Genomic DNA, 20403 nt, shown 5'->3' with positions numbered 1-20403 from the left:
TGGGTGTTATGACTTAACCAGTTTCTTCGTCATCTCAAGCAGCGTACGCACATCTTCCGGACGCGTATCACCGCTGGCCTTGTCGATAATCGAGCTATAGATATGCGGGATGATCTTGCTCACGCCCGCGTCGAGGGCGATCTGCAGGATCGCCTCAAAGTTTTCCAGATCGATCCCACCGGTCGGTTCCAGCCAGAAGTCGTAACGGGCGCAGGCTTCCGCTACCGCCTGGTATTCGTCACGGCACTTAAGGCCACCCATCGGGAAGTATTTGATCGAGCTGCCGCCAAAATCTTTCAGCAGGGCAATCGCGGTTTCCACCGGGACGATACCGTCCGGTGCCGTGCTGCTCAGCGGACCGGTGGAAATTTTCACCATACCGACGGTGCCGGTCGGTGAGACCAGACCGTTCACCACAGAGTCGTTCTGCCCCAGCAGCGCGCGGCTGGTCGCCACGCCGGTAAAGACCTGGTTGACGTGCTGCGGCTGTACCTGACGGGAGATTTCACTGACCATCGCCGACTGGTTCGGGTCGCCCGCGCCCAGTCCCACGGAAAGCGCGTTATCAATCAGCGCCGCGTACTCGCGCATATCCGCCACTGCGCTTGCCACGTCCGGGTAATTTTTGGAGAGCACGCCCACCAGCACATGGCCTTCCGCCGCCTCGTAAATGGCGCTGGCATTGGCCTTCGAACCTGCCAGCACGTTCAGGCAGACGCGGTCACGGTAAAAATTGGGGGTCAGTTTCATGCGTTTTTCTCCTGTCCTAACACTTCGCTAATGCGGCGGTACACGATGTTCAGCTGGTCAGCATTTACGCTGCGCACGTCCGCTTCGATAATCCCTTCGTTGGCCTTGTAGCCACGGAAATAGATGGCGTATTCACCCTGCTTGAGCTTATTCACCAGGTCACCGGTGCCCACGCCGGTGGTCGCTTCGTCAAATTTAATCTCGGTGCGGGCAATATCGCGCCCGGCGCTGTCCCAGACTACGCGCGCGGTGACGCCGTTCAGGGTGTTAAGCGCGTCGATAAACGGCGTCATCTTCGCCACCATCTCGGCACCGCTCTCTTTGGTCGCCGTGAGGTAGTGTTCGATGGCGCAGGTCAGGCCGAGAATGCCCTCTTTACCCACCTTCATCGCGCGGCCAATACCTGCCGTCTGGCGTTTCACCCACTCAACGTACTGGGTTTTGCCGATCACCAGCCCGCTGGTTGGCCCTTCGATCGCCTTCGCACCGCTGTAGATCACCAGATCCGCGCCGGAACGGTAGTAAATATGCAGATCTTCTTCCGCTGCGGCATCGACGATCAGCGGCAGATCGTGTTTACGTGCGACTACTGCCGCCTGCTCGACGCTGAGCATGCTTTTCTGCACGCAGTGGTGAGATTTGATATAGAGGATCGCCGCCGTGCGCGGGGTGATCGCCGCCGCCAGCTGATCGGCGGAACATTCGTTGGCATAGCCCGCTTCGACCAGTTTTCCGCCGCCCAGCGCGACCATGGTGCCCACCGGCGCGCCAAAGTTAACGTTGTGGCCTTTCGGCAGGACAATCTCGTTGTTCGCAATCGGGGTCACGTGCAGGTTTTCCAGCAGCCAGTCGCTGTCTTTGACCAGCACTGCCGCTACGGACTGGGTAATGCCCGCCGACGCGCAGGAGACCACCGTCGCGCCTTCCACATCAAGAAGCTTCGCGATGTATTCCCCGGTTTTGTTGACCAGATCCTTCATCTCAAAATAGTGATTCATGCCGTCCATTGCGGCCTGCACCACTTCCGGGCGCGGCGTGGAAACGCCCAGCGCCGTCATGCGGCCCGAGGTGTTGATAACTTGCTTTAAGTGGTACTTCTCATAAATCGAAGGCATGTTCCGTGCTCCCTTGTTCGGTCATGTAGCCCTTGCCCGCGCGGATCGCGGCAAGCGGCACCAGAATATGTTCAGCCTGCAGGCTGTCGTTTTCGGCATCCGTCAGCACCGTTGGCTGGCGTTTAATCGTGAACAGCGTCAGGTCGGCGTCAAGGCCGGGCTGGATGCGGCCTTTACGCGTCAGGCGCAGGCCATCCGCGGCGTTGGCGGTGACGCAGTCAATGACCTGCGGCAAAGACATGCCGATGGCGAGAAACTTCGACATCACGCTTGCAAGCGACCCGACCGGTCCGTTAATCCGGTTACGGCAGTAGATATCCGAGCTGATGGTGTGCGGCAGAATGCCCATCGCGATGGCGCGTTTCGCCACCTCAAAGCTGAAGCTCGCCGTACCGTGCCCCACGTCCAGACGCACGCCGCGCTTCAGGGCGGAGGTGATGGAGGCGCGCAGCTCGCCGGAGGGCGTCAAAATACGGTTGGGTTTGCCGTTGTAGCAGTGGGTGATGATGTCGCCGGAACTGAGCAGTTCGGCGATTTCGTCGAGGTTCGGCGGGTTGTTGCCGATGTGCACCATCAGCGGCAGATCGCCGTTCTCGCTCTGGATGGCTTTCGCGCGCTCCAGCGGCGTAATGCCGTTTTCACCGACCACGCTGCTGCTCATGCGCGCTTTCAGGCCGACGATAAAATCAGGGTGGCGTTTTACTGCCTGCTTCACGGCATCGGCATCAATATTCGCCATATTGGCCAGTTCGTTCTGGGCAATCAGCCCGACGCGGGAGATGTTCAGCAGGGCAAACACCTCGGTGGCGGCTTTGCGGGTAATTTCATAGAAATCATCCACGTCATCTGCCCCGGTACTGCCGGCATCCACCACGGTGGTGACGCCCGTGGCAATGCCTACGCTGTCCGGCTCGTCGTGGTAAATCGGCGAGTTCGGGTAGCAGTGGACGTGAGAGTCAATCCAGCCTGCGCTGACGAACACATTACCGTTCAGCTCAACCGTTTTACGGGCAGGAGCGTCAATGTCGCCCAGCGCGGCGATTTTCCCATCCTGAATGGCGATATCGGTCAGGGTATCGTCGGCGAGGCGCGCGCGGCGCAGGAGTAAATCAAACATGGGGTTCTCCTGATAAGGCGGGCGCCTGAGCGCCCGCGGGTATTAAAGGGCGACCGGGAACAGCCAGCCCAAAATCATTGCACCGAGGATGGCGCCACCGGTGATCGGCTTCTGCCAGATGTAGAACAGCAGCGCGCCCACCAGCGAACCGACGCCGATAGGAATAGAGGCGGTCATGGCGCTGAGGATAATCAACGGCCCGAGGAAGCGGCCTGAGGCGTTACCCGCGCCCATCATCACGTCAGCCCCGTAGGTGGAGTTGCTCTGGTTGATGGTGAACTTACGCGCCAGGATGATGACGTAGCCAATCGCCAGGCCAATCACCAGGCCGGTAATCAGCGAGGCAATAAAGTTGGTCACCGGGAACATGATCCCCGCCCCCAACAGCAGCGCCGGCACGCCGAGCCCGACGCCGGTCTGAATCGCACCGCCGATGTCGAGAATACCCACCAGTGAGCCTTCAATGATGCGGGCGAACAGGAAGCTTGCGCCGAATGCCGCCACCGCACCGTAGACCCCGGTATCAATCCCCGCTTTCAGCATCGCCACGAAGGCCACTTCGTTAAACGCGCCGATGCCGTAGAGGTAGTACATGTGCGTCCCGGCGAACACGCCGGAGGAGAGCAGGCCAACGAAGATCGGGAACGACCAGTCGGCATACCAAAAACCTTTATTCTGTTCCATGTCGAGGCTCCTGTTATTTACCGCTGAGCGAGTTGTGGATCATGTCGAGCCAGTTCGGCACGGTCAGATGGAAGGATTCGATCATCTTCATGTCGAAGCCGCGGAAGAAGCCGCTCAGCACGAAGAGCAGAACGATCGCCGCCATCATCACTTTGGTGACGTGGTTCCAGCCGCTCTCTTCAACGCCTTTACCGATCAGGATCCCCAGCACCAGGCCCGGTACGGCGTTACCCATGATCAGCTGTGCCGCGCCGCCAAAGATGGTGGCCCAGAAGCCCGATTTTTTACCGGCGTCGATGGCCGCCAGCCAGAAGATCACCGGCATCACGGTGTTGACCAGCAGGTTCGCAGCGGGCACCAGCACCTTCACGGCGGTGACCTGAAGCGCAGCCGGTACGGAGGAGGCCGTCAGGTTAAGGAAAGTCACGACGATCATGCCGATCACGCCACAGGCAATCGCCATTTTGCGCGGATCGTGCAGCGTTTCGCCGACGTTACGGTTTTTGATCATCAGTGCCGCCGCGCCCCAGTTTGGGATGATGCGGTGGTCAACGTCCTGTGTGAAAGCACCCGCGGCCACGGAAGAGGCCCAGGCGTTAAAGAAGAAACCTAACCCAAAGGAGAAGTGAGAAGCGGGATCCCCTTCGCAGGAGTTCAGTTCCCCCAACGTACGAAACGCGCCCATACCCTGAGTGGTAGGCGCATGAAACATGCGTGCAGCCCCGGCCCCAACACCGACGCCTACCAGGCCGCCGATGATGAGCGATTTTATTAATATAATTAAGAACATCAGTCTGCCCTTTTATGAATAATCAGCGTTGCGTGACGAAGTCCACCAGATCGAGATTGATGGCGGTCACGTTGACGGTCACATCCAGCTCCACGCTGTAGGTGCGTCTTTCCCGGCGCAAAAAGAAGAACAGAAACGCTTCTTTACGCACCGCTTCTTGCGCCTGAACGACCTGCACATCCTGTGGCTCAATACGCAGTAAGATATGCGGTGAGGCTTTCATCACCGCGGCCTGAACGTGGTTGAGCGCGTCGGCAAAGGCGCGCGCTTTGGCGTCGCCCTTCCCCTTCACTCTCACCGTGGTTGTGAACTGTTCTTTCATGCTTATGCGCCGTGTTTCTTCTGCCACGCCTGCACCAGACGCTCGCCCAGCTCTTCTTTGTCCATAAAGCCAAAGCCCAGCACGTTGCAGCCTTCGTTGATGGCGGTGACGCCTTCATCCACCGAACGCATGCCGTATTTGGCTTTGTAGCCATACTTGGTTTGCGCGGTAATCGCGCCCGCGCCGCCGCTGCCGCAGAAGGAGATGCCGAAGGTGGCGTTTTCCGCTTTCATTACGTCGCCGAGCTTCATATCCGCTGCCATGCCCGGCACGACCACCGCGCGTCCACCTGCTTTTTCCACCCCGGCCGCCACTTTCTGACCTTTACCCAGGCGATCGCCAATCACGACTGTAATCTGTTCCATGTGTTGCTCCTTAAAGGTTGTCTTTCGCGACTTCAAAGTGAACGGAGAGCAGCCAGGCCTCTTCATCAGGAAGGTTGCCAAACTGCGCCACCACTTCACGGGCAAGCCGCATTGAATCCGGTGAAATTTCGTCAAACAGCTCTGCTTCAACCTCCGGCAGCGGCTCGCCGGTCACGGACCGGTGCGCCATGGCGCGAACGTGGGAGGTGAGCATCTGCTCCTGTACTGCGTTGGGGATGATGTTGTGCCGGGCCAGCAGGGCATAGACCTGCTGTAGCATGGTGTTCGCGAGCTGTTCTGTTTGCACCGCCTGTTCCCCAACGTCGTTCATTACCGCTCCGTTAATCACTCGTCTTACCCCGTTAATGGCTCTGGAATAAAACTAACGGTGGGGAGGAAGGGTTTGTAGCGAGTTGTTTTCCACTTCGAAGTGGAAAGGCAAGCCGCGGCAGTGATCTGTGCCACATAAATACGGTGAATGCGGTCAAATCAATGCATTTACGTGATGAATATCACTGATTCCAGCGGTCAAAGGCGGGCAGAGGCAACGAAAACGTTCAGGCGTGGTAATGCAAAAATGTGATGGCGATAGGGTTTACTTATCACCACGCAAAAAAAACGGGAGCCACTGGCTCCCGTTGGGTGTTGGTCCGATGCGCGATCGGTTAACGGTATTTCTTGTGATACGTGTTGCGGGTCGTCACGAACTGATCGGCTGCCGCCTGGGCTTCTTTAACTTTGCCTTCGTTGGCCAGCTTCAGCGCGCCGTCGATCTGGCCGACCAGCACGTCAAAGCCGTGGCGATAGTCTTTCATCTCTGCGCTGTCAGCCGCTTTGCTTTCCAGCTTCGGCGGTGTCGCTTTTTGGGCGTCCAGCGCCGCTTCACGCATTTTGGTCAGGGCGTCTTTCATTTCCGCCGCATTGTCCGTCTTTTGCACCACCTTCAGGTTTTGCCCGAGGATGCCCATGTCTTCTTCAAGATCGGCAGCAAACGCAGAAGAGCCAAGAACCAGCGTTGAAGCCGCGACGATCGCTAACAGATGTTTACGCATTGCTCACTTCCTTTTTTATTATTAACAAAACGCTATCTTTATTGACCCGCAATTTTCATCTCGGGCAGCAGTACAGAACCACACTGTATATTGCTACGTGTTTCAATATCGTTACCGACCGTAACGATGTTGCGCCACATGTCCTTCAGGTTGCCGGCGATGGTGATTTCGCTCACCGGATACTGAATTTCACCGTTTTCGACCCAGAAGCCCGCCGCCCCGCGAGAATAGTCTCCGGTGATGCCGCTGACGCCCTGGCCCATCAGTTCGGTTACCACCAGACCGGTGCCCATCTCTTTCAGCATCTGCTCAAAGTTCAGGCCCTGCCCGGCAATACGCCAGTTATGGATACCGCCCGCGTGGCCAGTACTTTTCAGCCCCAGCTTGCGAGCGGAGTAGTTGGTCAGCAGCCACTGGGTCAGAATGCCGTCCTTAACGATATCGCGGCGTTCCGTGCGCACCCCTTCGCTGTCGAACGGCGTAGAGGCCAGCCCTTTCAGCAGATGCGGGTGTTCTTCAATGGTCAGCCATTCCGGCAGGATCTGCTTGCCCAGCGAGTCGAGCAGGAAGGTGGATTTACGGTAAACGGAGCCACCGGCGATAGCGCCCACCAGATGACCAAACAGACCGGTTGCCACTTCATTGGCAAAAATCACCGGGGCTTTCATGGTAGAGAGTTTACGCGGCGACAGGCGAGACAGCGTGCGTTCGGCACACTCTTTGCCCACCCACTCCGGCGATTGCAAATCCCCCAGCGCGCGGCCAATGGTGTAAGCGTAGTCACGCTCCATGTCACCGTTCTCTTCGGCGATGACGCAGCTGGAGAGCGAGTGACGGGTGGAGCAGTAGCCCTGCAGCATGCCGTGGCTGTTGCCGAAAACTTTGATGCCGTAGTGGCTGTTGAAGCTGCCGCCTTCGGTATTGGTGATGCGCTTGTCGGCCTGCAGGGAAGCCTGCTCGGCACGCGCGGCCAGCTCGATGGCTTCATCCGGGGTGACGTCTGCCGGGTGGAAGAGATCAAGATCCGGCGCGTCAAAGGCCAGCAGCTCTTTATCGGCCACGCCGGCGTAAGGATCCGGCGAGGTGTATCGGGCGATATCCAGCGCCGCCTGCACCGTGCGGGCAATGGCATCCGGGCTGAGATCGGTAGACGACGCGCTGCCTTTGCGATTCTGGTGATACACCGTGATCCCAAGCGCGCCATCGCTATTGAATTCTACGTTCTCCACTTCGCCATAGCGGGTGCTCACGCTGATACCGGTGGTTTTGCTGACCGCCACTTCGGCGCCATCTGATTTTTCGGAAGCAAGCATCAGCGCGGTGGAGACGGCTTCTTCCAGAATCTTACGCTGCGCTTCAACTTGTGAGGTTACTTTCATCGCAAATGCCATACTGTAAGAGAGAGTTAAATGAAGTCTAACAGAGAACCGTTTTTCAGTGCGCGTCTTAACTGGTAACATTAGCCTCTTTTTTTAAGGAGCCTGACATGACTAAGCAGCCCGAAGACTGGCTCGACGACGTTCCCGGTGATGACATCGAAGACGAAGATGATGAGATCATCTGGGTCAGTAAAAGTGAAATTAAACGCGACGCCGAAGAGTTAAAACAGCTTGGCGCAGAAATGGTAGAACTGGGTAAAAACGCGCTGGACAAAATCCCGCTCGACCAGGATCTGCGTGATGCCATTGAACTGGCACAGAAAATCAAAAAAGAAGGCCGTCGTCGCCAGCTTCAGCTTATCGGGAAAATGCTGCGTCAGCGCGACGTAGATCCGATCCGCCAGGCGCTGGATAAACTGAAAAACCGCCACAACCAGCAGGTTGCGCTGTTCCATAAGCTGGAGCAGATCCGCGATCGTCTAATTGAACAGGGCGATGATGCGGTACCGGAAGTGCTGAACCTGTGGCCGAATGCCGACCGTCAGCAGCTGCGCTCTTTGATCCGCAACGCGAAGAAAGAGAAAGAAGGGAATAAACCGCCGAAGTCTGCGCGTCTGATTTTCCAGTATCTGCGCGAGCTGTCTGAGAACGAAGGGTAATCGGTGCGGTTTTGCGCCGGATGGCGGCGTAAACGCCTTATCCGGCCTACAAGGTCGTGCAAAATCCAGGCCCGGTAAGCGCTAGCGCCACCGGGCTTTTTTTTACTCTGCGGCCTCGGCCTTTTTCGCCAGACCGTCCAGCAGCTTCTGATGGATCCCACCAAACCCGCCGTTGCTCATCACCAGAATATGGTCGCCAGGCTGTGCGGCTTTGACCACCATATCCGCGAGCGCATCCACATCCGCACTCCAGTGGGCAGGCTGAATGCAGGCATCGGCCACTTCCGCCACCTGCCACGGAATATGCTGCGGCTGCAGCAGGAAGACTTCATCGGCACGGCCTAACGACGGGGCCAGATCGTCTTTGCAGATGCCCATTTTCATGGTGTTCGAGCGCGGTTCCAGCACGGCAAGAATGCGCGCGGTGCCGCCGACCTTGCCACGCAACGCGGCAAGCGTCGCCAGAATAGCCGTTGGGTGGTGCGCGAAATCGTCATACACCGTCACGCCATTCGCTTCACCGCGCAGTTCCAGACGGCGGCGGGCATTGATAAACGTGCCCAGCGCATTGGCGGCATCCGCAGGCAGAACGCCAACATGACGCGCAGCTGCAATCGCCATCAGGCCGTTGTGCATGTTGTGTTCGCCCACCAGGCCCCACTTCACCTCACCCACTTTTTCGCCGTCGAGCAACACTTCCCACTCGGAGGCATCCGCGTTGAGTTTCTTCGCCTGCCAGTGACCCTGCTCGCCCACCAGCTCCTGCTCGCTCCAGCAGCCCATCGCCAGAGTCTGCTTCAGGTTAATGTCATTCTCCGGCAGGATGATACGGCCCTGCCCCGGCACGATGCGCACCAGGTGGTGGAACTGCTTCTGAATCGCTTTCAGGTCGTCAAAAATATCCGCGTGATCGAACTCAAGGTTGTTGAGGATCAGCGTGCGCGGGCAGTAATGGACAAACTTGGAGCGTTTGTCGAAGAACGCGCAGTCGTATTCATCCGCTTCAATGACAAAGAATGGGCTATCGCCCAGACGCGCAGAAACGTCGAAGTTACCCGGCACGCCGCCGATCACAAAGCCCGGCTTGTAGCCACAGGCTTCGAGGATCCAGGTCGCCATGCCGGCGGTGGTGGTTTTTCCGTGGGTACCCGCAACGGCAACCACCCAGCGGTCACGCAGGACGAAATCATGCAGCCATTGCGGGCCGGACATGAATGGAATATTGCGCTCCAGCACCGCTTCAACGCACGGATTGCCGCGGGTCATGGCGTTGCCAATAATGACCAGATCCGGCTCGGGATCCAGCTGGCTGGCATCGTAGCCCTGAATCAGAGAGATACCCTGCTTCTCCAGAAGCGTGCTCATCGGCGGATACACATTGGCGTCCGAACCTGTCACTTCATGGCCCAGCGAGCGCGCCAGCATTGCCAGCCCGCCCATGAAAGTGCCACAAATCCCCAATATATGAATGCGCATACGTCACTATCCTTCTTCAATGTGGCGCACATTTTACTCACATGTTAGCGGCTGTGAAACGCATTTCAGGTAAATCCGTATGTTGCTGGCGCGATTCACCTCTGCGCTACTATTTGAATATTTGTTAAGATTGTTGGGCTTTAGTCGTTTTAGTGAACATACAATCGCTCTACTCACAAAGATGCAGGGAAAGTGTTATGAAAACGTTAGGTGAATTTATTGTCGAAAAGCAGCACGAGTTCTCTCATGCTACGGGTGAACTCACTGCTTTGCTGTCGGCAATAAAGCTGGGCGCTAAGATCATCCATCGTGATATCAACAAGGCCGGTCTGGTCGATATCCTGGGTGCCAGCGGTGCCGAGAACGTTCAGGGCGAGGTTCAACAGAAACTCGATCTGTTCGCAAATGAAAAACTGAAAGCTGCACTGCGCGCGCGCGACATCGTTGCGGGTATCGCCTCCGAAGAAGAAGATGAAATTGTTGTTTTCGAAGGCTGTGAACACGCGAAATACGTTGTACTGATGGATCCGCTCGACGGTTCCTCCAACATCGACGTTAACGTTTCTGTCGGTACCATTTTCTCCATCTACCGCCGCGTCACGCCTGTTGGCACGCCGGTGACCGAGGAAGATTTCCTGCAGCCGGGCAGTAATCAGGTGGCTGCCGGTTACGTCGTCTATGGCTCCTCCACCATGCTGGTGTACACCACCGGGTGTGGTGTTCACGCCTTTACCTACGATCCATCGCTGGGCGTCTTCTGTCTGAGCCAGGAGCGTATGCGCTTCCCGGAGAAGGGCAACACCTACTCCATCAACGAAGGCAACTACATCCGATTCCCGAACGGCGTGAAGAAGTACATCAAATTCTGTCAGGAAGAAGATAAAGCGACTCAGCGCCCGTACACCTCCCGCTATATTGGCTCGCTGGTCGCGGATTTCCACCGTAACCTGCTGAAAGGCGGTATCTACCTCTATCCAAGTACCGCCAGCCACCCTGACGGAAAGCTGCGCCTGCTGTACGAGTGCAACCCAATGGCGTTCCTGGCCGAACAGGCGGGCGGCAAGGCGAGCGACGGTAAAGAGCGTATTCTGGACATCGTGCCGGAAAGCCTCCACCAGCGTCGTTCCTTCTTCGTCGGCAACAACCACATGGTTGAAGACGTTGAGCGCTTTATCCGCGAGTATCCGGACGCGTAATCTCTCACCCCCGGGGAGCCCGTCTGGCTCCCCAACACATTTATATCTTTTACCGTATAAGTGTTTATAAAAAACACGCTTTAATATTCGCCATTGCTCCTGCATTATTTCCATAACAGTTTGACAGATATTTCGTGGAGCAGCATCGCAATGAAAAATTATTCCCGGGCGAATACCGGCATTGATTTAAACCTTATTCCTGTATTTATTGAAGTGGTCCGCTGCGGCAGCATGGCAAAGGCCTCTGTGCGCCTGGAGATGTCACGTCCTGCGGTGAGCCTGGCCCTGAAGCGTTTTAATCAACTGTTTGATGAGCCATTATTTTTCCGCAAAGGTTTATACCTTGAGCCAACTGAAAAAGCGTTAGCGTTAACCCACTCGCTGGAAATATTAATGGGCGATATTCACGATAATATTGCGGCCATTAATTCAGGGCGAAATAAACCCCCGGCACAGAACGTACCGGGGTTGGGAAATATTATGCCGCAGTCTGAGCCGTTAATTTAAATGATGACATGGCCTCCATCAGCTGACGCGACTGCTCTTCCAGAGAGCGGGTCGCGGCGGAGGATTGCTGCACCAGCGCCGCATTCTGCTGCGCCGTTTCGTCCATCTGATTCACCGCAATATTCACCTGCTCAATGCCGCGGCTCTGCTCCTGAGACGCGGTCGCAATCTCGCGCATCAGTTTGGTCATGCGCAGCACTTCGGTGGCAATCTCATCCATCGTTTCACCCGCCTGCTGGGCCAGCTCGCTGCCCTCGTTAACGTGGGTCTGCGAATCGCTGATAAGGGATCGGATCTCTTTCGCCGCGTCGGCGCTGCGGCTGGCAAGGTTACGCACTTCACCCGCCACGACGGCGAACCCGCGCCCCTGCTCGCCCGCGCGCGCCGCTTCCACGGAGGCGTTAAGGGCCAGAATATTGGTCTGGAAGGCAATGCCATCGATCACGCTCAGGATGTCAGCAATACGCGCTGAACTGCCGGAGATATCACGCATTTTTTCAATCACGTAGCAGACCATTTCGCTGCCGTGATCGGCGGTATCAGAAACCGATTTCGCCAGCTGGTGCGCCTGCTCGGCATTATCGGCGTTGAGTTTCACCGTGGCGGTAATCTGTTCCATACTGGCTGCTGTCTGCTCCAGCGAGGTGGCGGTGGATTCTGTACGCTCGGCAAGATCCCGGTTGCCCGCCGTCAGCTCACGGCTGCCGGTGTCGATTTGCGAGCTGGCATCGCGTACCCGCATCACCGAGTGCATCAGCGACTGACGCATCACCTCTATCGCCGCGTTAAGGCGGTTAAATTCCTGGCTCGCCGGGGCATTCAGCGTGTGGGTTAAATCGCCCGCCGCCACATTCTCCAGCTGAGCAATGGAAGCAGAGAGCGGCTTAAGCAGCATATGGCGCAGCACCAGCCAGGCAAGCACGATGATGCCAGCCGTCAGCAGCGCGGCGACAATAATCAGGATCAGCACGCGGGTTTTGCTCGCCTGTACGGCAGTGACTTCCGCCTTCCCTCGCGCTTCGCTCCATGTCTGAAACGCCTGCATATCGTTATCAAACTGCTTCGCCACGGGGATCAGCGTATTCTCCAGCAGGTCGTAATAACTGTCCGCGCTCTGGTCATTCAGGGTTTTTAGCATCGGGTTGATGCCCTGCTGGTTATACGTCGCCAGACTGGTTGCCACGTTATCCAGCAACTTTTGCCCCTGCTCGTCAGCCACGCCGCCGTCGATCACGCCTTTCAGCGTTTTCTGAGCCACGGCGATTTCCTGATTGATGTTTTTAACCGATTTGGCCGCATCATCGAGCATGCCGATTTCCATCATCCGGACGGCCTGGCCCGCCTCATTGCGCGCGCGCAGAATCAGCGTATAGCCGGTATTTAGCTGCACCATCTGCTCACCCTGAAGGTGATTAATGCGCTGCAGTGAAGAAGAACTCTGTGTGAGGGCATAAATGCCAATGCCGCTGACAATCAGCAGCAGAAGGGTCATAACGGCCAGTAAAGAGAGCAAGCCGGTACGAATCGATAGCGTTTTAAGCATGATATTATTTCCGGTAGCGAGATATTTCTGGACAGAAAAAAAGGTTATCGGCCGCTACCGGAAAATGTTTAGACTTTAAGCAAATTCAGCGTGTTATCGCTCTGTTACCGAGGTGTTTACGCGAGTAACAGGCGAGCTTTGACGGTTCTCCCAGAGCACCGTCAGACCGCGCTGCAGGGCAATAAATATAAACAGCAGAATGCCGATGGCGATCTTGGTCCACCAGGAACTGAGCGTGCCGTCAAAGTTGATATAGGTCTGGATCAGCCCCTGGATCGCTACGCCGAACAGCGTTCCCAGCACCGTCCCCACTCCGCCGCTGAGCAGCGTGCCGCCAATGACCACAGAGGCAATCGCGTCCAGCTCCACGCCTACGCCTGCAAGGGCATAGCCCGCCTGGGTATACACCGAGAAGACAATACCCGCCAGCGTTGCCAGGCCGGTTGAGAGCATATAGATGCGGATGGTCGTGCTGCGGGTCGAGATCCCCATCAGGTTTGCCGACGTGGCGTTCCCGCCAATGGCGTAAACCTGATTACCGAACCGGGTACGGTGGGCAAGGAAGATACCCACCACCACCACGCCCAGCATCAACAACCCCATCGCGCTCAGACGGCCACCGCCGGGGATTTTCCACGCCAGGCTGGAGAGCGTGTCGTACACCGGGTGGTTAATCGGGATGGACTCTTCCGATACCAGGTAACTTACGCCGCGCAGGAAGAACATCCCGGCGAGGGTAATAATAAAAGCGGGAATTTTTAGCGCGTCGATCAGTAGCCCCATAAAGGCGCCAAACGCACAGCCCATCGCCAGCACCAGCGGAAACGCTACCAGAGGGGAGATCCCCCAGAAACCGATCGCCTTGGCGAGGAACACGCCGGTAAACGCGATCACCGAGCCAACGGAGAGATCGATCCCACCGGAGAGGATCACAAAGGTCATCCCGACGGCGATGATGCCTAAAAAGGCGTTATCGGTCAGGATGTTGCAAATCACGCGTGTTGAGGCAAAACCGGGGAACTGGGTCAGACAGTAGAGATACCCCAGCACAAACACGCCCAGCGTGATCATTAACGGTAAATTACGTTTTATCATGGCCACGGATCCCCTTAATGATGCTGACAAAGCGCGGTGACTGGACGATCAGCACGCAGAGTACGACCACCGCTTTTACCACCTGGTTGAGTTCCGGCTGAAAACCGGAGAGCAGGATCCCGGTGTTCATGCCCTGAATGATCAGCGCGCCAATGACCGAGAGCAGCAGGTTAAAGCGCCCGCCCATCAACGATCCGCCGCCAATCACCACCGCGAGGATGGCATCCAGCTCCAGCCAGAGCCCAGCATTGTTGGCATCGGCCCCGCGGATATCGGCCGCGACAATCACCCCGGCAATGGCGGCGCAAACGCCGCTCAGCACGTAGGTCAGCATCACCATCAGCCGCGTATTGACCCCGGCATTTCGTGCCGCACGAATGTTGATCCCCACCGCTTCAATAAACATGCCGAGCGCTGTTTTGCGGGTGAAAAGCCAGAACACCACTAATGTAACCAGAGCCACGATCACCGGTGTTGGAAAGAACAGGAAATTGCCGCTGCCGATCCACGCCAGACTCGGGGAGTTAAAGGTGACTATCTGTCCGGAGGTGATCAGCTGCGCCACCCCGCGCCCGGCCACCATCAAAATAAGGGTGGCGACGAAAGGCTGAATTTTTAGTACCGCCACCAGAATGCCGTTCCACAGTCCGGCCAGCACGCCGGTTCCCAATGCCGCCAGCAGTACCACCGGCAGGCTATGGCCCGCCACGGTCATGGAGGCTGCGGTAGCCCCGGCAATAGCCATCACTGCGCCGACGGAGAGGTCAATCCCGCCGGTGGCTATCACCAGCGTCATACCAATCGCCAGCAGCGCGACGGGCGCGGCACGGTTTAAAATATCGATCGGGCTGCCAAACAGGCGACCATCCTGAACAATAATCTGGAAGAAATGCGGTGCGACAAGGCTATCCACCAGTAACACCAGCAGCAGCGCTGCGATTTGCGGCGTGCCGGTTGGCCAGTTAAAGCGGCGCTTTGACTCACCGGTTTGCGAAAGCGAACGGGACATCACAATTCACTCCTTATGCCGCGATGGCATTCATGATCGCCGGAACGGACAGCTTATCCAGCGGGATCTCAGCCACCTGTTTGCGATCGCGCATGATGATCACGCGATCGGCATACCCCACCAGCTCTTCCAGCTCGGACGAAATGACCAGCAGCGCCAGCCCGTCGGCACACAGCGTTTCGATAAGCCGGATAATTTCGGCGTGCGCGCCAACGTCAATGCCGCGCGTGGGTTCATCCAGGATCAGGAACTGCGGTTTGGTCAGCAGCCAGCGTGACAGCAGCACTTTCTGCTGGTTACCGCCGGAGAGAAATTCGATCGGCTGTTCCGCGCTCGGCGTACGAATACCCAGCTGGCGAATAAAGCGCTCGGCAATGGCGTTTTGCTCTTTACGCGGAATTGGACGCAGCCATCCGCGCTGCGCCTGTAGCGCCAGAATGATATTTTCCCGCACCGAGGCGGCGGCAATAATGCCGTCTGTTTTCCTGTCTTCCGGGCAGAACCCCACTCCCAGACAGGAGGCCTGATGCGGCGATCGCAGGGTTTGCGGTTTACCTTTGATCAACGCGGTACCGCTGTCCGCAGGCTTGATGCCGAAGATCACCTCGGCGGTTTCGGTCCGGCCTGACCCTAGCAGCCCCGCCAGCCCGACAATTTCGCCGGGGCGCACTTCGAGGTTAAACGGTGAGATGATCCCTTTTTTGCCGTAATCGCTGAACGCGGCCACCGGTTTTTCGCTCAGCAGCGTGCGCCCTGCGCGCTGGAGCGCATTGGTCTCCAGCTCACGGCCCAGCATCATTTTGACCAGCTCAATCTGCGGCAGCTCGCGGGTTTCACGGCAGCCGACAAAGCTGCCGTTACGCAGTACGGTAATGCGATCGCTCACTTCATACACCTGATCGAGGAAGTGTGTGACGAAGATCAGGCTGACGCCCTGATCGCGCAGCTGGCGCATCAGGGTAAAGAGCATCTCGACTTCCTGGGTATCGAGGCTGGCAGTAGGTTCGTCGAGGATCAGCACCTTCGCGGAGAGATCGATCGCGCGGCAAATGGCGACGATCTGCTGCATCGCGACGGAAAACCGGTTCAGCGGCTCGCGAACGTCGAGGGAGAAGCCGTAGGATTCCATCAGTTTCGTCGCCCGCGCTTCCATCTCTTTGCGCCGCAGCAGGCCAAAACGTCTTGGTTCACGACCAATAAACAGGTTATCCGCCACCGACATATTTGGCAGCAGGTTCACTTCCTGGTAGACCGTCCCAATCCCAAGCTGTTGAGCATGGGCGGTATTTTTTGGCGAAATGGCGTTGCCTTCCAGCCAGATGGTGCCGCGGTCGGCGTGATAAACGCCGGTCAGAGATTTAATCAGCGTCGATTTTCCCGCGCCGTTCTCGCCCAGCAGCGCCATAATTTCACCGCGCCGCAGGCTGAAATCAACGTTATCCAGCGCTTTTACACCCGGGAAAAATTTGCTTAAGCCCTCTGTGCGGAGGATTTCCTGGTGCTGTTCAGTGGTCATGGTTCCCCCTACATCAAGCCGGGTGGCGCTACGCTTATCCGGCCTACAAAAGAGCGTATCGTAGGCCGGGCAAGCGCAGCGCCACCCGGCAATTTCACTGGCTTAGTAGCCCATGTTTTTCTTCTTCTCTAACTCTTCTTTCGCCGTATCCGGCAGGTAGAGCGTGGACTTGGTGACGGTCACCTTCTCAGGCATCGTGCCGTCTTTCTTGAATTTCTCCAGCGCATCAAATGCCGGACCCGCCATATTTGGCGTCAGTTCTACGCTGGCATTGGCTTCGCCGTCGATCATCGCTTTGTAGATATCCGGCACACCGTCGATAGAGCCGGTGAGGATATCTTTGCCCGGCTTCAGGCCCGCTTCTTTAATCGCCTGAATCGCACCGATCACCATGTCATCGTTATGGGCGTAAACCATGCAGATGTTCTTGCCGTTGTTTTCCGCTTTAATAAAGCTCTCCATGACCTCTTTACCTTTACTGCGGGTAAAGTCGCCGGACTGAGAGCGGATAATCTTGATGTTTGGCGCTTTCGCGATGGCCTCAGCAAAACCCTTCTTACGGTCGATAGCCACGCTCGCCCCCACGGTGCCCTGCAGTTCAACGACGTTACACGGCTTGCCGTCGACCTGTTTTACCAGCCAGTCGCCAATTAATTGCCCTTCAAGCACGTTGTTGGCCGTCACGGTGGTCATATAGAGAGATTTGTCTTTAACGTCGATGGAACGATCGAGCAGAAAGACCGGAATCTCAGCATCTTTGGCTTCTTTTAGAACCGGTTCCCAGCCGGTCGCCACCACTGGCGCGATAAAGATGGCATCCACGCCCTGAGCAATAAATGAGCGCACGGCTTTGATCTGGTTTTCCTGCTTTTGCTGACCATCTGCGATTTTCAGCGTGATGCCGCGTTTCTGAGCCTCGCTTTTCGCAACGTTGGTTTCTGCCGCACGCCAGCCGGATTCAGAGCCAACTTGCGAAAAACCTACGGTTAAAGGGGCGGCCATCGCCATAGACGACATGGCTGCCGAAACTGCTGTGACAAGAAGTAAGCGCTTCCACATATGAGCGTCCTCGTAGGGGTGTTTATTGTTGGTTAAAAGATGTTCTGCGAAATGACTATAGCCAATGAAATATGTAACGAATTGCGTTACATCACACTTCGGAAAAGTGAATAAAACGTTAATCACAAGTTTGTAATCGCTTTCATTTCACCATTAAAAATGCGGCTGAGTTTATGGATTTTTCTGTCATGGAATCGGTCTGAAAAGTGGTGCTGGCGGGGAGAGAATGCGAAAACAGGCGGAGACATTCAGCGTGAGTTGGCTATAATACCTGCCACTTGTTTACCATCCATTTTAAAGGACACCGACATGAGCTTACTCAACGTCCCAGCGGGTAAAGAACTGCCAGAAGACATCTACGTAGTTATCGAAATCCCGGCAAACGCAGATCCGATCAAATACGAAGTGGACAAAGAGAGCGGCGCCCTGTTCGTAGACCGTTTCATGTCTACCGCGATGTTCTATCCATGCAACTACGGTTACATCAACCACACCCTGTCTCTGGACGGTGACCCGGTTGACGTACTGGTCCCAACGCCATACCCGCTGCAGCCAGGCGCAGTCATTCGCTGCCGTCCAGTTGGCGTGCTGAAAATGACCGACGAATCCGGTGAAGATGCGAAGCTGGTTGCAGTACCGCACACCAAGCTGAGCAAAGAGTACGATCACATTAAAGATGTGAACGACCTGCCAGAACTGCTGAAAGCGCAGATCACTCACTTCTTCGAGCACTACAAAGACCTCGAAAAAGGCAAGTGGGTTAAAGTTGACGGCTGGGACAACGCAGAAGCGGCGAAAGCAGAAATCATCGCCTCTTTCGAGCGCGCGGCTAAGAAGTAATTCTTACGCTGATAATGAAGGCCCCGCGAGTCGGGGCTTTTTTATGGATTAGTTAAAAGCACCACATGAGTTTTTAAGATAAATCCCATTTCTTTTATCTTGTATATTCTTAAAAAAAGGACACCCTATCATTTATGGTGGGAGTGGTTGAATAGCATGGAAATTAATAACATACTGTCATGATGATCATTAATCCCCATTCATAACAGGATTCATATGTCATCCATTAACATTGATGTTGCCCGCCCAACTGGAATTTATTTTATCATTGAACGACTGTATTCCCGCGATGGACTTATGCCTTCTATTGGGGAAATAAGCCCCTCTTTGACACAGGTGCATCGTACAGTCATTCAGCTAAAACGTAAGCAAGATATGTTTATGGATGGTATAAAAGTAATCCCAAAAGATATTACCCTTTGGCAACAGATAAAATATCTTACGGGTTCAAAAGTCACGACTAAAGATACCGATGCGTTAGTGTATACGACCGATTTTATCGGCTCCCTTGTTGCCACTACACCTTTAGGCAATATTGAGCATGAAAGCATTCCTCGCTTCCTCACGACAGAGTCTATTCACTCCCTTCCGCAAGCAGTGAGTTATGGGCGTGATCCCATCCCACAGGTACTTCTTTATGGTCGTAAGGATATTGTCTTCTTTATGGACAATGGTGGTAAAGGTACGCCAACCGCTATTGCAAAGTATAACCACAATACTCGTGACCTTGCCATAATCAAAGATCAGCTGGAAGCTGGTAAAACAATGAAGGAACTGCTTTCTAAGGGAGCAAAATTATGAGTAAGAAAAGCCATATCTTGAGTCTATTCATCCTTATTATTGCTGCCTTTATCTTTGGCAGAAGCACGTATGTTGAATACCTGGCATGGTACTATGGAAGCGATAATTTAGTCTTCAATGAAGTTAATATCGCCTTACTATCAAGTTTATTTAACGGACTCTATTTTGCTCTTTCAGCAAGTATTATCTACGCATCACTTATGTTATTAAAAAGAATTCCCAAAAATATCGTCGCTTCTTGTCTACTTCAGTTCTGTATCAACATCGGGCTATATACACTTTTTGTTGCAGTAGAGAGAGGATATAGTAAATTGCATACTTTAGGCTCGGGTGCTACTGATATCACCCACAGCTATTTTTTAGGGGCGTTGCTGACGAGCACACTCCTGACCGTCGCGATCGTGAGCGTTATACATGCTAAGTTTCTTTCTTCAAAGCATAAAGATGGGTTACATAAAGGCGTTTGACTGTTACGGCAAAGACAGCAAATGGCAGTATCTCTGCATCATAACATTCCAGCTTGCCTGGTTTTTGTTTTACTTATGGATCCCTTATCGAAGCGATTATGCGATTCTGCTGTTTTTACTGTTTTTCCTGCCCGTCATTTCAAGCAATACGCGGTGCATAAACTACTATGGCCGTTCACGCGCCTTGTGTTTTTTATGGATTATTGCCCCGTACGTCATGCTGTTCGTTCCTCTGTTCTTAACCAGACGCCGTAATACAGAAGATAATTGAAAGAGTAAAAAAACAACGCCACCTTCCGGTGGCGTTGTCGTTTTTCAGTACTGGTCTCTGTCTAACCAGTTACCGCTTACAATCCGCGTTAACCCATCGACCGGACGCTGGTAGACATACATCCACGCACTTCCGTACGGCGTCTGGATCAACTGGCGAGCGTATTCACCGCCCCTGGTGCGCAAGGCATCAAGTTCGGCAAGTGTAGCATTATCAATACGATAAACTTCACCCTGTACTGTTCCTTCGCCGGGAACCGCGCCTGGATAGTGGCCCAGGCTGTACAACTGGTAATTTTCGATATTGTAATTCCCCAGCAGCAGGGCATTGGTCATCCAGTGACTGTTGCCTTGCTTGGTTCGTAAACTGCCGTAGACAAATATTCGCATT

At 55.3% G+C, this 20403-nt stretch carries 23 protein-coding genes; 6 read left to right on the top strand and 17 right to left on the bottom strand.

Annotated elements, in window-relative coordinates; genetic code table 11:
- Positions 1-6: 6 nt before the first annotated feature.
- The 10 genes from dagF to pmbA all read right to left on the bottom strand — a co-directional run bounded on the left by dagF (position 7) and on the right by pmbA (position 7586).
- Entirely contained in the window at positions 7-750 is a 744-nt protein-coding gene (gene dagF, locus ACMGGM_RS15720) for a 2-dehydro-3-deoxy-phosphogluconate aldolase (RefSeq protein WP_023338953.1), read from the bottom strand.
- The gene (locus ACMGGM_RS15715; protein WP_063308444.1) at positions 747-1865 is read right to left on the bottom strand and encodes a DgaE family pyridoxal phosphate-dependent ammonia lyase; all 1119 of its coding nucleotides are present in this window, start codon (positions 1863-1865) and stop codon (positions 747-749) included. The genes dagF and ACMGGM_RS15715 overlap by 4 nt, the downstream gene beginning before the upstream one ends.
- A complete protein-coding gene (locus ACMGGM_RS15710) occupies positions 1849-2982 on the bottom strand; it encodes an amidohydrolase/deacetylase family metallohydrolase (RefSeq protein ID WP_023338951.1) in 1134 nt (377 codons plus the stop codon). Before ACMGGM_RS15710 ends, ACMGGM_RS15715 begins: the two co-directional genes overlap by 17 nt.
- 42 nt (positions 2983-3024) lie before the next feature.
- Positions 3025-3666 carry a DUF4310 family protein gene (locus tag ACMGGM_RS15705; protein ID WP_003856081.1) on the bottom strand — a complete coding sequence of 214 codons (642 nt, stop codon included), beginning with the start codon at positions 3664-3666 and terminating at the stop codon, positions 3025-3027.
- A gap of 13 nt (positions 3667-3679) precedes the next feature.
- On the bottom strand, positions 3680-4456 hold the full coding sequence (locus tag ACMGGM_RS15700) for a DUF4311 domain-containing protein (protein ID WP_008501408.1): 777 nt from the start codon (positions 4454-4456) through the stop codon (positions 3680-3682).
- A gap of 22 nt (positions 4457-4478) precedes the next feature.
- The gene (locus tag ACMGGM_RS15695) at positions 4479-4778 is read right to left on the bottom strand and encodes a DUF4312 family protein (RefSeq protein WP_063308445.1); all 300 of its coding nucleotides are present in this window, start codon (positions 4776-4778) and stop codon (positions 4479-4481) included.
- A 2-nt stretch (positions 4779-4780) separates the two neighbouring features.
- Positions 4781-5143 carry an SFCGS family glycine-rich protein gene (locus ACMGGM_RS15690; RefSeq protein ID WP_006179053.1) on the bottom strand — a complete coding sequence of 121 codons (363 nt, stop codon included), beginning with the start codon at positions 5141-5143 and terminating at the stop codon, positions 4781-4783.
- 10 nt (positions 5144-5153) lie between these two features.
- Positions 5154-5492: a glycine dehydrogenase gene (locus ACMGGM_RS15685; protein WP_086527803.1), complete on the bottom strand. Its 339-nt coding sequence runs from the start codon at positions 5490-5492 to the stop codon at positions 5154-5156.
- Between the two features lie 316 nt (positions 5493-5808).
- Positions 5809-6195, bottom strand: a complete 387-nt coding sequence (cybC, locus tag ACMGGM_RS15680) for a cytochrome b562 (protein WP_032637638.1) — start codon at positions 6193-6195, stop codon at positions 5809-5811.
- A 38-nt stretch (positions 6196-6233) separates the two neighbouring features.
- On the bottom strand, positions 6234-7586 hold the full coding sequence (pmbA, locus tag ACMGGM_RS15675) for a metalloprotease PmbA (protein WP_047343866.1): 1353 nt from the start codon (positions 7584-7586) through the stop codon (positions 6234-6236).
- A gap of 95 nt (positions 7587-7681) precedes the next feature.
- On the opposite strand from pmbA, the gene yjgA reads away from it, so the two are divergent.
- The gene (yjgA, locus tag ACMGGM_RS15670; protein ID WP_014882279.1) at positions 7682-8233 is read left to right on the top strand and encodes a ribosome biogenesis factor YjgA; all 552 of its coding nucleotides are present in this window, start codon (positions 7682-7684) and stop codon (positions 8231-8233) included.
- 102 nt (positions 8234-8335) lie between these two features.
- Here yjgA and mpl read toward each other — a convergent pair whose 3' ends face one another.
- Positions 8336-9709, bottom strand: a complete 1374-nt coding sequence (mpl, locus tag ACMGGM_RS15665) for a UDP-N-acetylmuramate:L-alanyl-gamma-D-glutamyl-meso-diaminopimelate ligase (RefSeq protein ID WP_014882278.1) — start codon at positions 9707-9709, stop codon at positions 8336-8338.
- 197 nt (positions 9710-9906) lie between these two features.
- Here mpl and fbp point away from each other — a divergent pair, with 197 nt between their 5' ends.
- Positions 9907-10905 carry a class 1 fructose-bisphosphatase gene (gene fbp / locus ACMGGM_RS15660; protein ID WP_014882277.1) on the top strand — a complete coding sequence of 333 codons (999 nt, stop codon included), beginning with the start codon at positions 9907-9909 and terminating at the stop codon, positions 10903-10905.
- Between the two features lie 150 nt (positions 10906-11055).
- Positions 11056-11412 (top strand): helix-turn-helix domain-containing protein, encoded by a 357-nt coding sequence (locus tag ACMGGM_RS15655; RefSeq protein WP_063308446.1) that lies wholly within the window; start codon positions 11056-11058, stop codon positions 11410-11412.
- Here ACMGGM_RS15655 and ACMGGM_RS15650 read toward each other — a convergent pair.
- The 5 genes from ACMGGM_RS15650 to ytfQ form a co-directional block, all read right to left on the bottom strand.
- Positions 11384-12955: a methyl-accepting chemotaxis protein gene (locus tag ACMGGM_RS15650; protein ID WP_014882275.1), complete on the bottom strand. Its 1572-nt coding sequence runs from the start codon at positions 12953-12955 to the stop codon at positions 11384-11386. The genes ACMGGM_RS15655 and ACMGGM_RS15650 overlap by 29 nt on opposite strands.
- Before the next feature lie 93 nt (positions 12956-13048).
- Positions 13049-14050, bottom strand: coding sequence for a galactofuranose ABC transporter, permease protein YjfF (gene yjfF / locus ACMGGM_RS15645; RefSeq protein ID WP_023331880.1), 1002 nt, complete (start codon positions 14048-14050; stop codon positions 13049-13051).
- Complete coding sequence (gene ytfT / locus ACMGGM_RS15640; protein ID WP_162269483.1) at positions 14037-15062, bottom strand: galactofuranose ABC transporter, ATP-binding protein YtfT; 1026 nt, start codon at positions 15060-15062, stop codon at positions 14037-14039. The genes yjfF and ytfT overlap by 14 nt, the downstream gene beginning before the upstream one ends.
- A gap of 10 nt (positions 15063-15072) precedes the next feature.
- Positions 15073-16575: a galactofuranose ABC transporter, ATP-binding protein YtfR gene (gene ytfR, locus ACMGGM_RS15635; RefSeq protein ID WP_045134407.1), complete on the bottom strand. Its 1503-nt coding sequence runs from the start codon at positions 16573-16575 to the stop codon at positions 15073-15075.
- A 102-nt stretch (positions 16576-16677) separates the two neighbouring features.
- Positions 16678-17634, bottom strand: coding sequence for a galactofuranose ABC transporter substrate-binding protein YtfQ (gene ytfQ, locus ACMGGM_RS15630; RefSeq protein WP_014882271.1), 957 nt, complete (start codon positions 17632-17634; stop codon positions 16678-16680).
- A gap of 309 nt (positions 17635-17943) precedes the next feature.
- Here ytfQ and ppa point away from each other — a divergent pair, with 309 nt between their 5' ends.
- From ppa to ACMGGM_RS15615, 3 genes are all read left to right on the top strand, one after another.
- Positions 17944-18474 (top strand): inorganic diphosphatase, encoded by a 531-nt coding sequence (gene ppa, locus ACMGGM_RS15625; protein ID WP_008501423.1) that lies wholly within the window; start codon positions 17944-17946, stop codon positions 18472-18474.
- Positions 18475-18690: 216 nt separating this feature from the next.
- Entirely contained in the window at positions 18691-19275 is a 585-nt protein-coding gene (locus tag ACMGGM_RS15620) for a hypothetical protein (protein ID WP_014882270.1), read from the top strand.
- The gene (locus tag ACMGGM_RS15615) at positions 19272-19742 is read left to right on the top strand and encodes a hypothetical protein (RefSeq protein ID WP_023336692.1); all 471 of its coding nucleotides are present in this window, start codon (positions 19272-19274) and stop codon (positions 19740-19742) included. Before ACMGGM_RS15620 ends, ACMGGM_RS15615 begins: the two co-directional genes overlap by 4 nt.
- Before the next feature lie 315 nt (positions 19743-20057).
- On the opposite strand, the gene ACMGGM_RS15610 is transcribed toward ACMGGM_RS15615, so the two are convergent.
- Positions 20058-20402 (bottom strand): gamma-glutamylcyclotransferase, encoded by a 345-nt coding sequence (locus tag ACMGGM_RS15610; protein ID WP_014882267.1) that lies wholly within the window; start codon positions 20400-20402, stop codon positions 20058-20060.
- Between the last annotated feature and the right edge of the window lies 1 nt (position 20403).

This window comes from Enterobacter sp. BNK-14 (assembly GCF_047456095.1).
GTDB lineage: Bacteria > Pseudomonadota > Gammaproteobacteria > Enterobacterales > Enterobacteriaceae > Enterobacter > Enterobacter kobei.
This window is presented reverse-complemented; position numbering and strand designations above follow the sequence as displayed.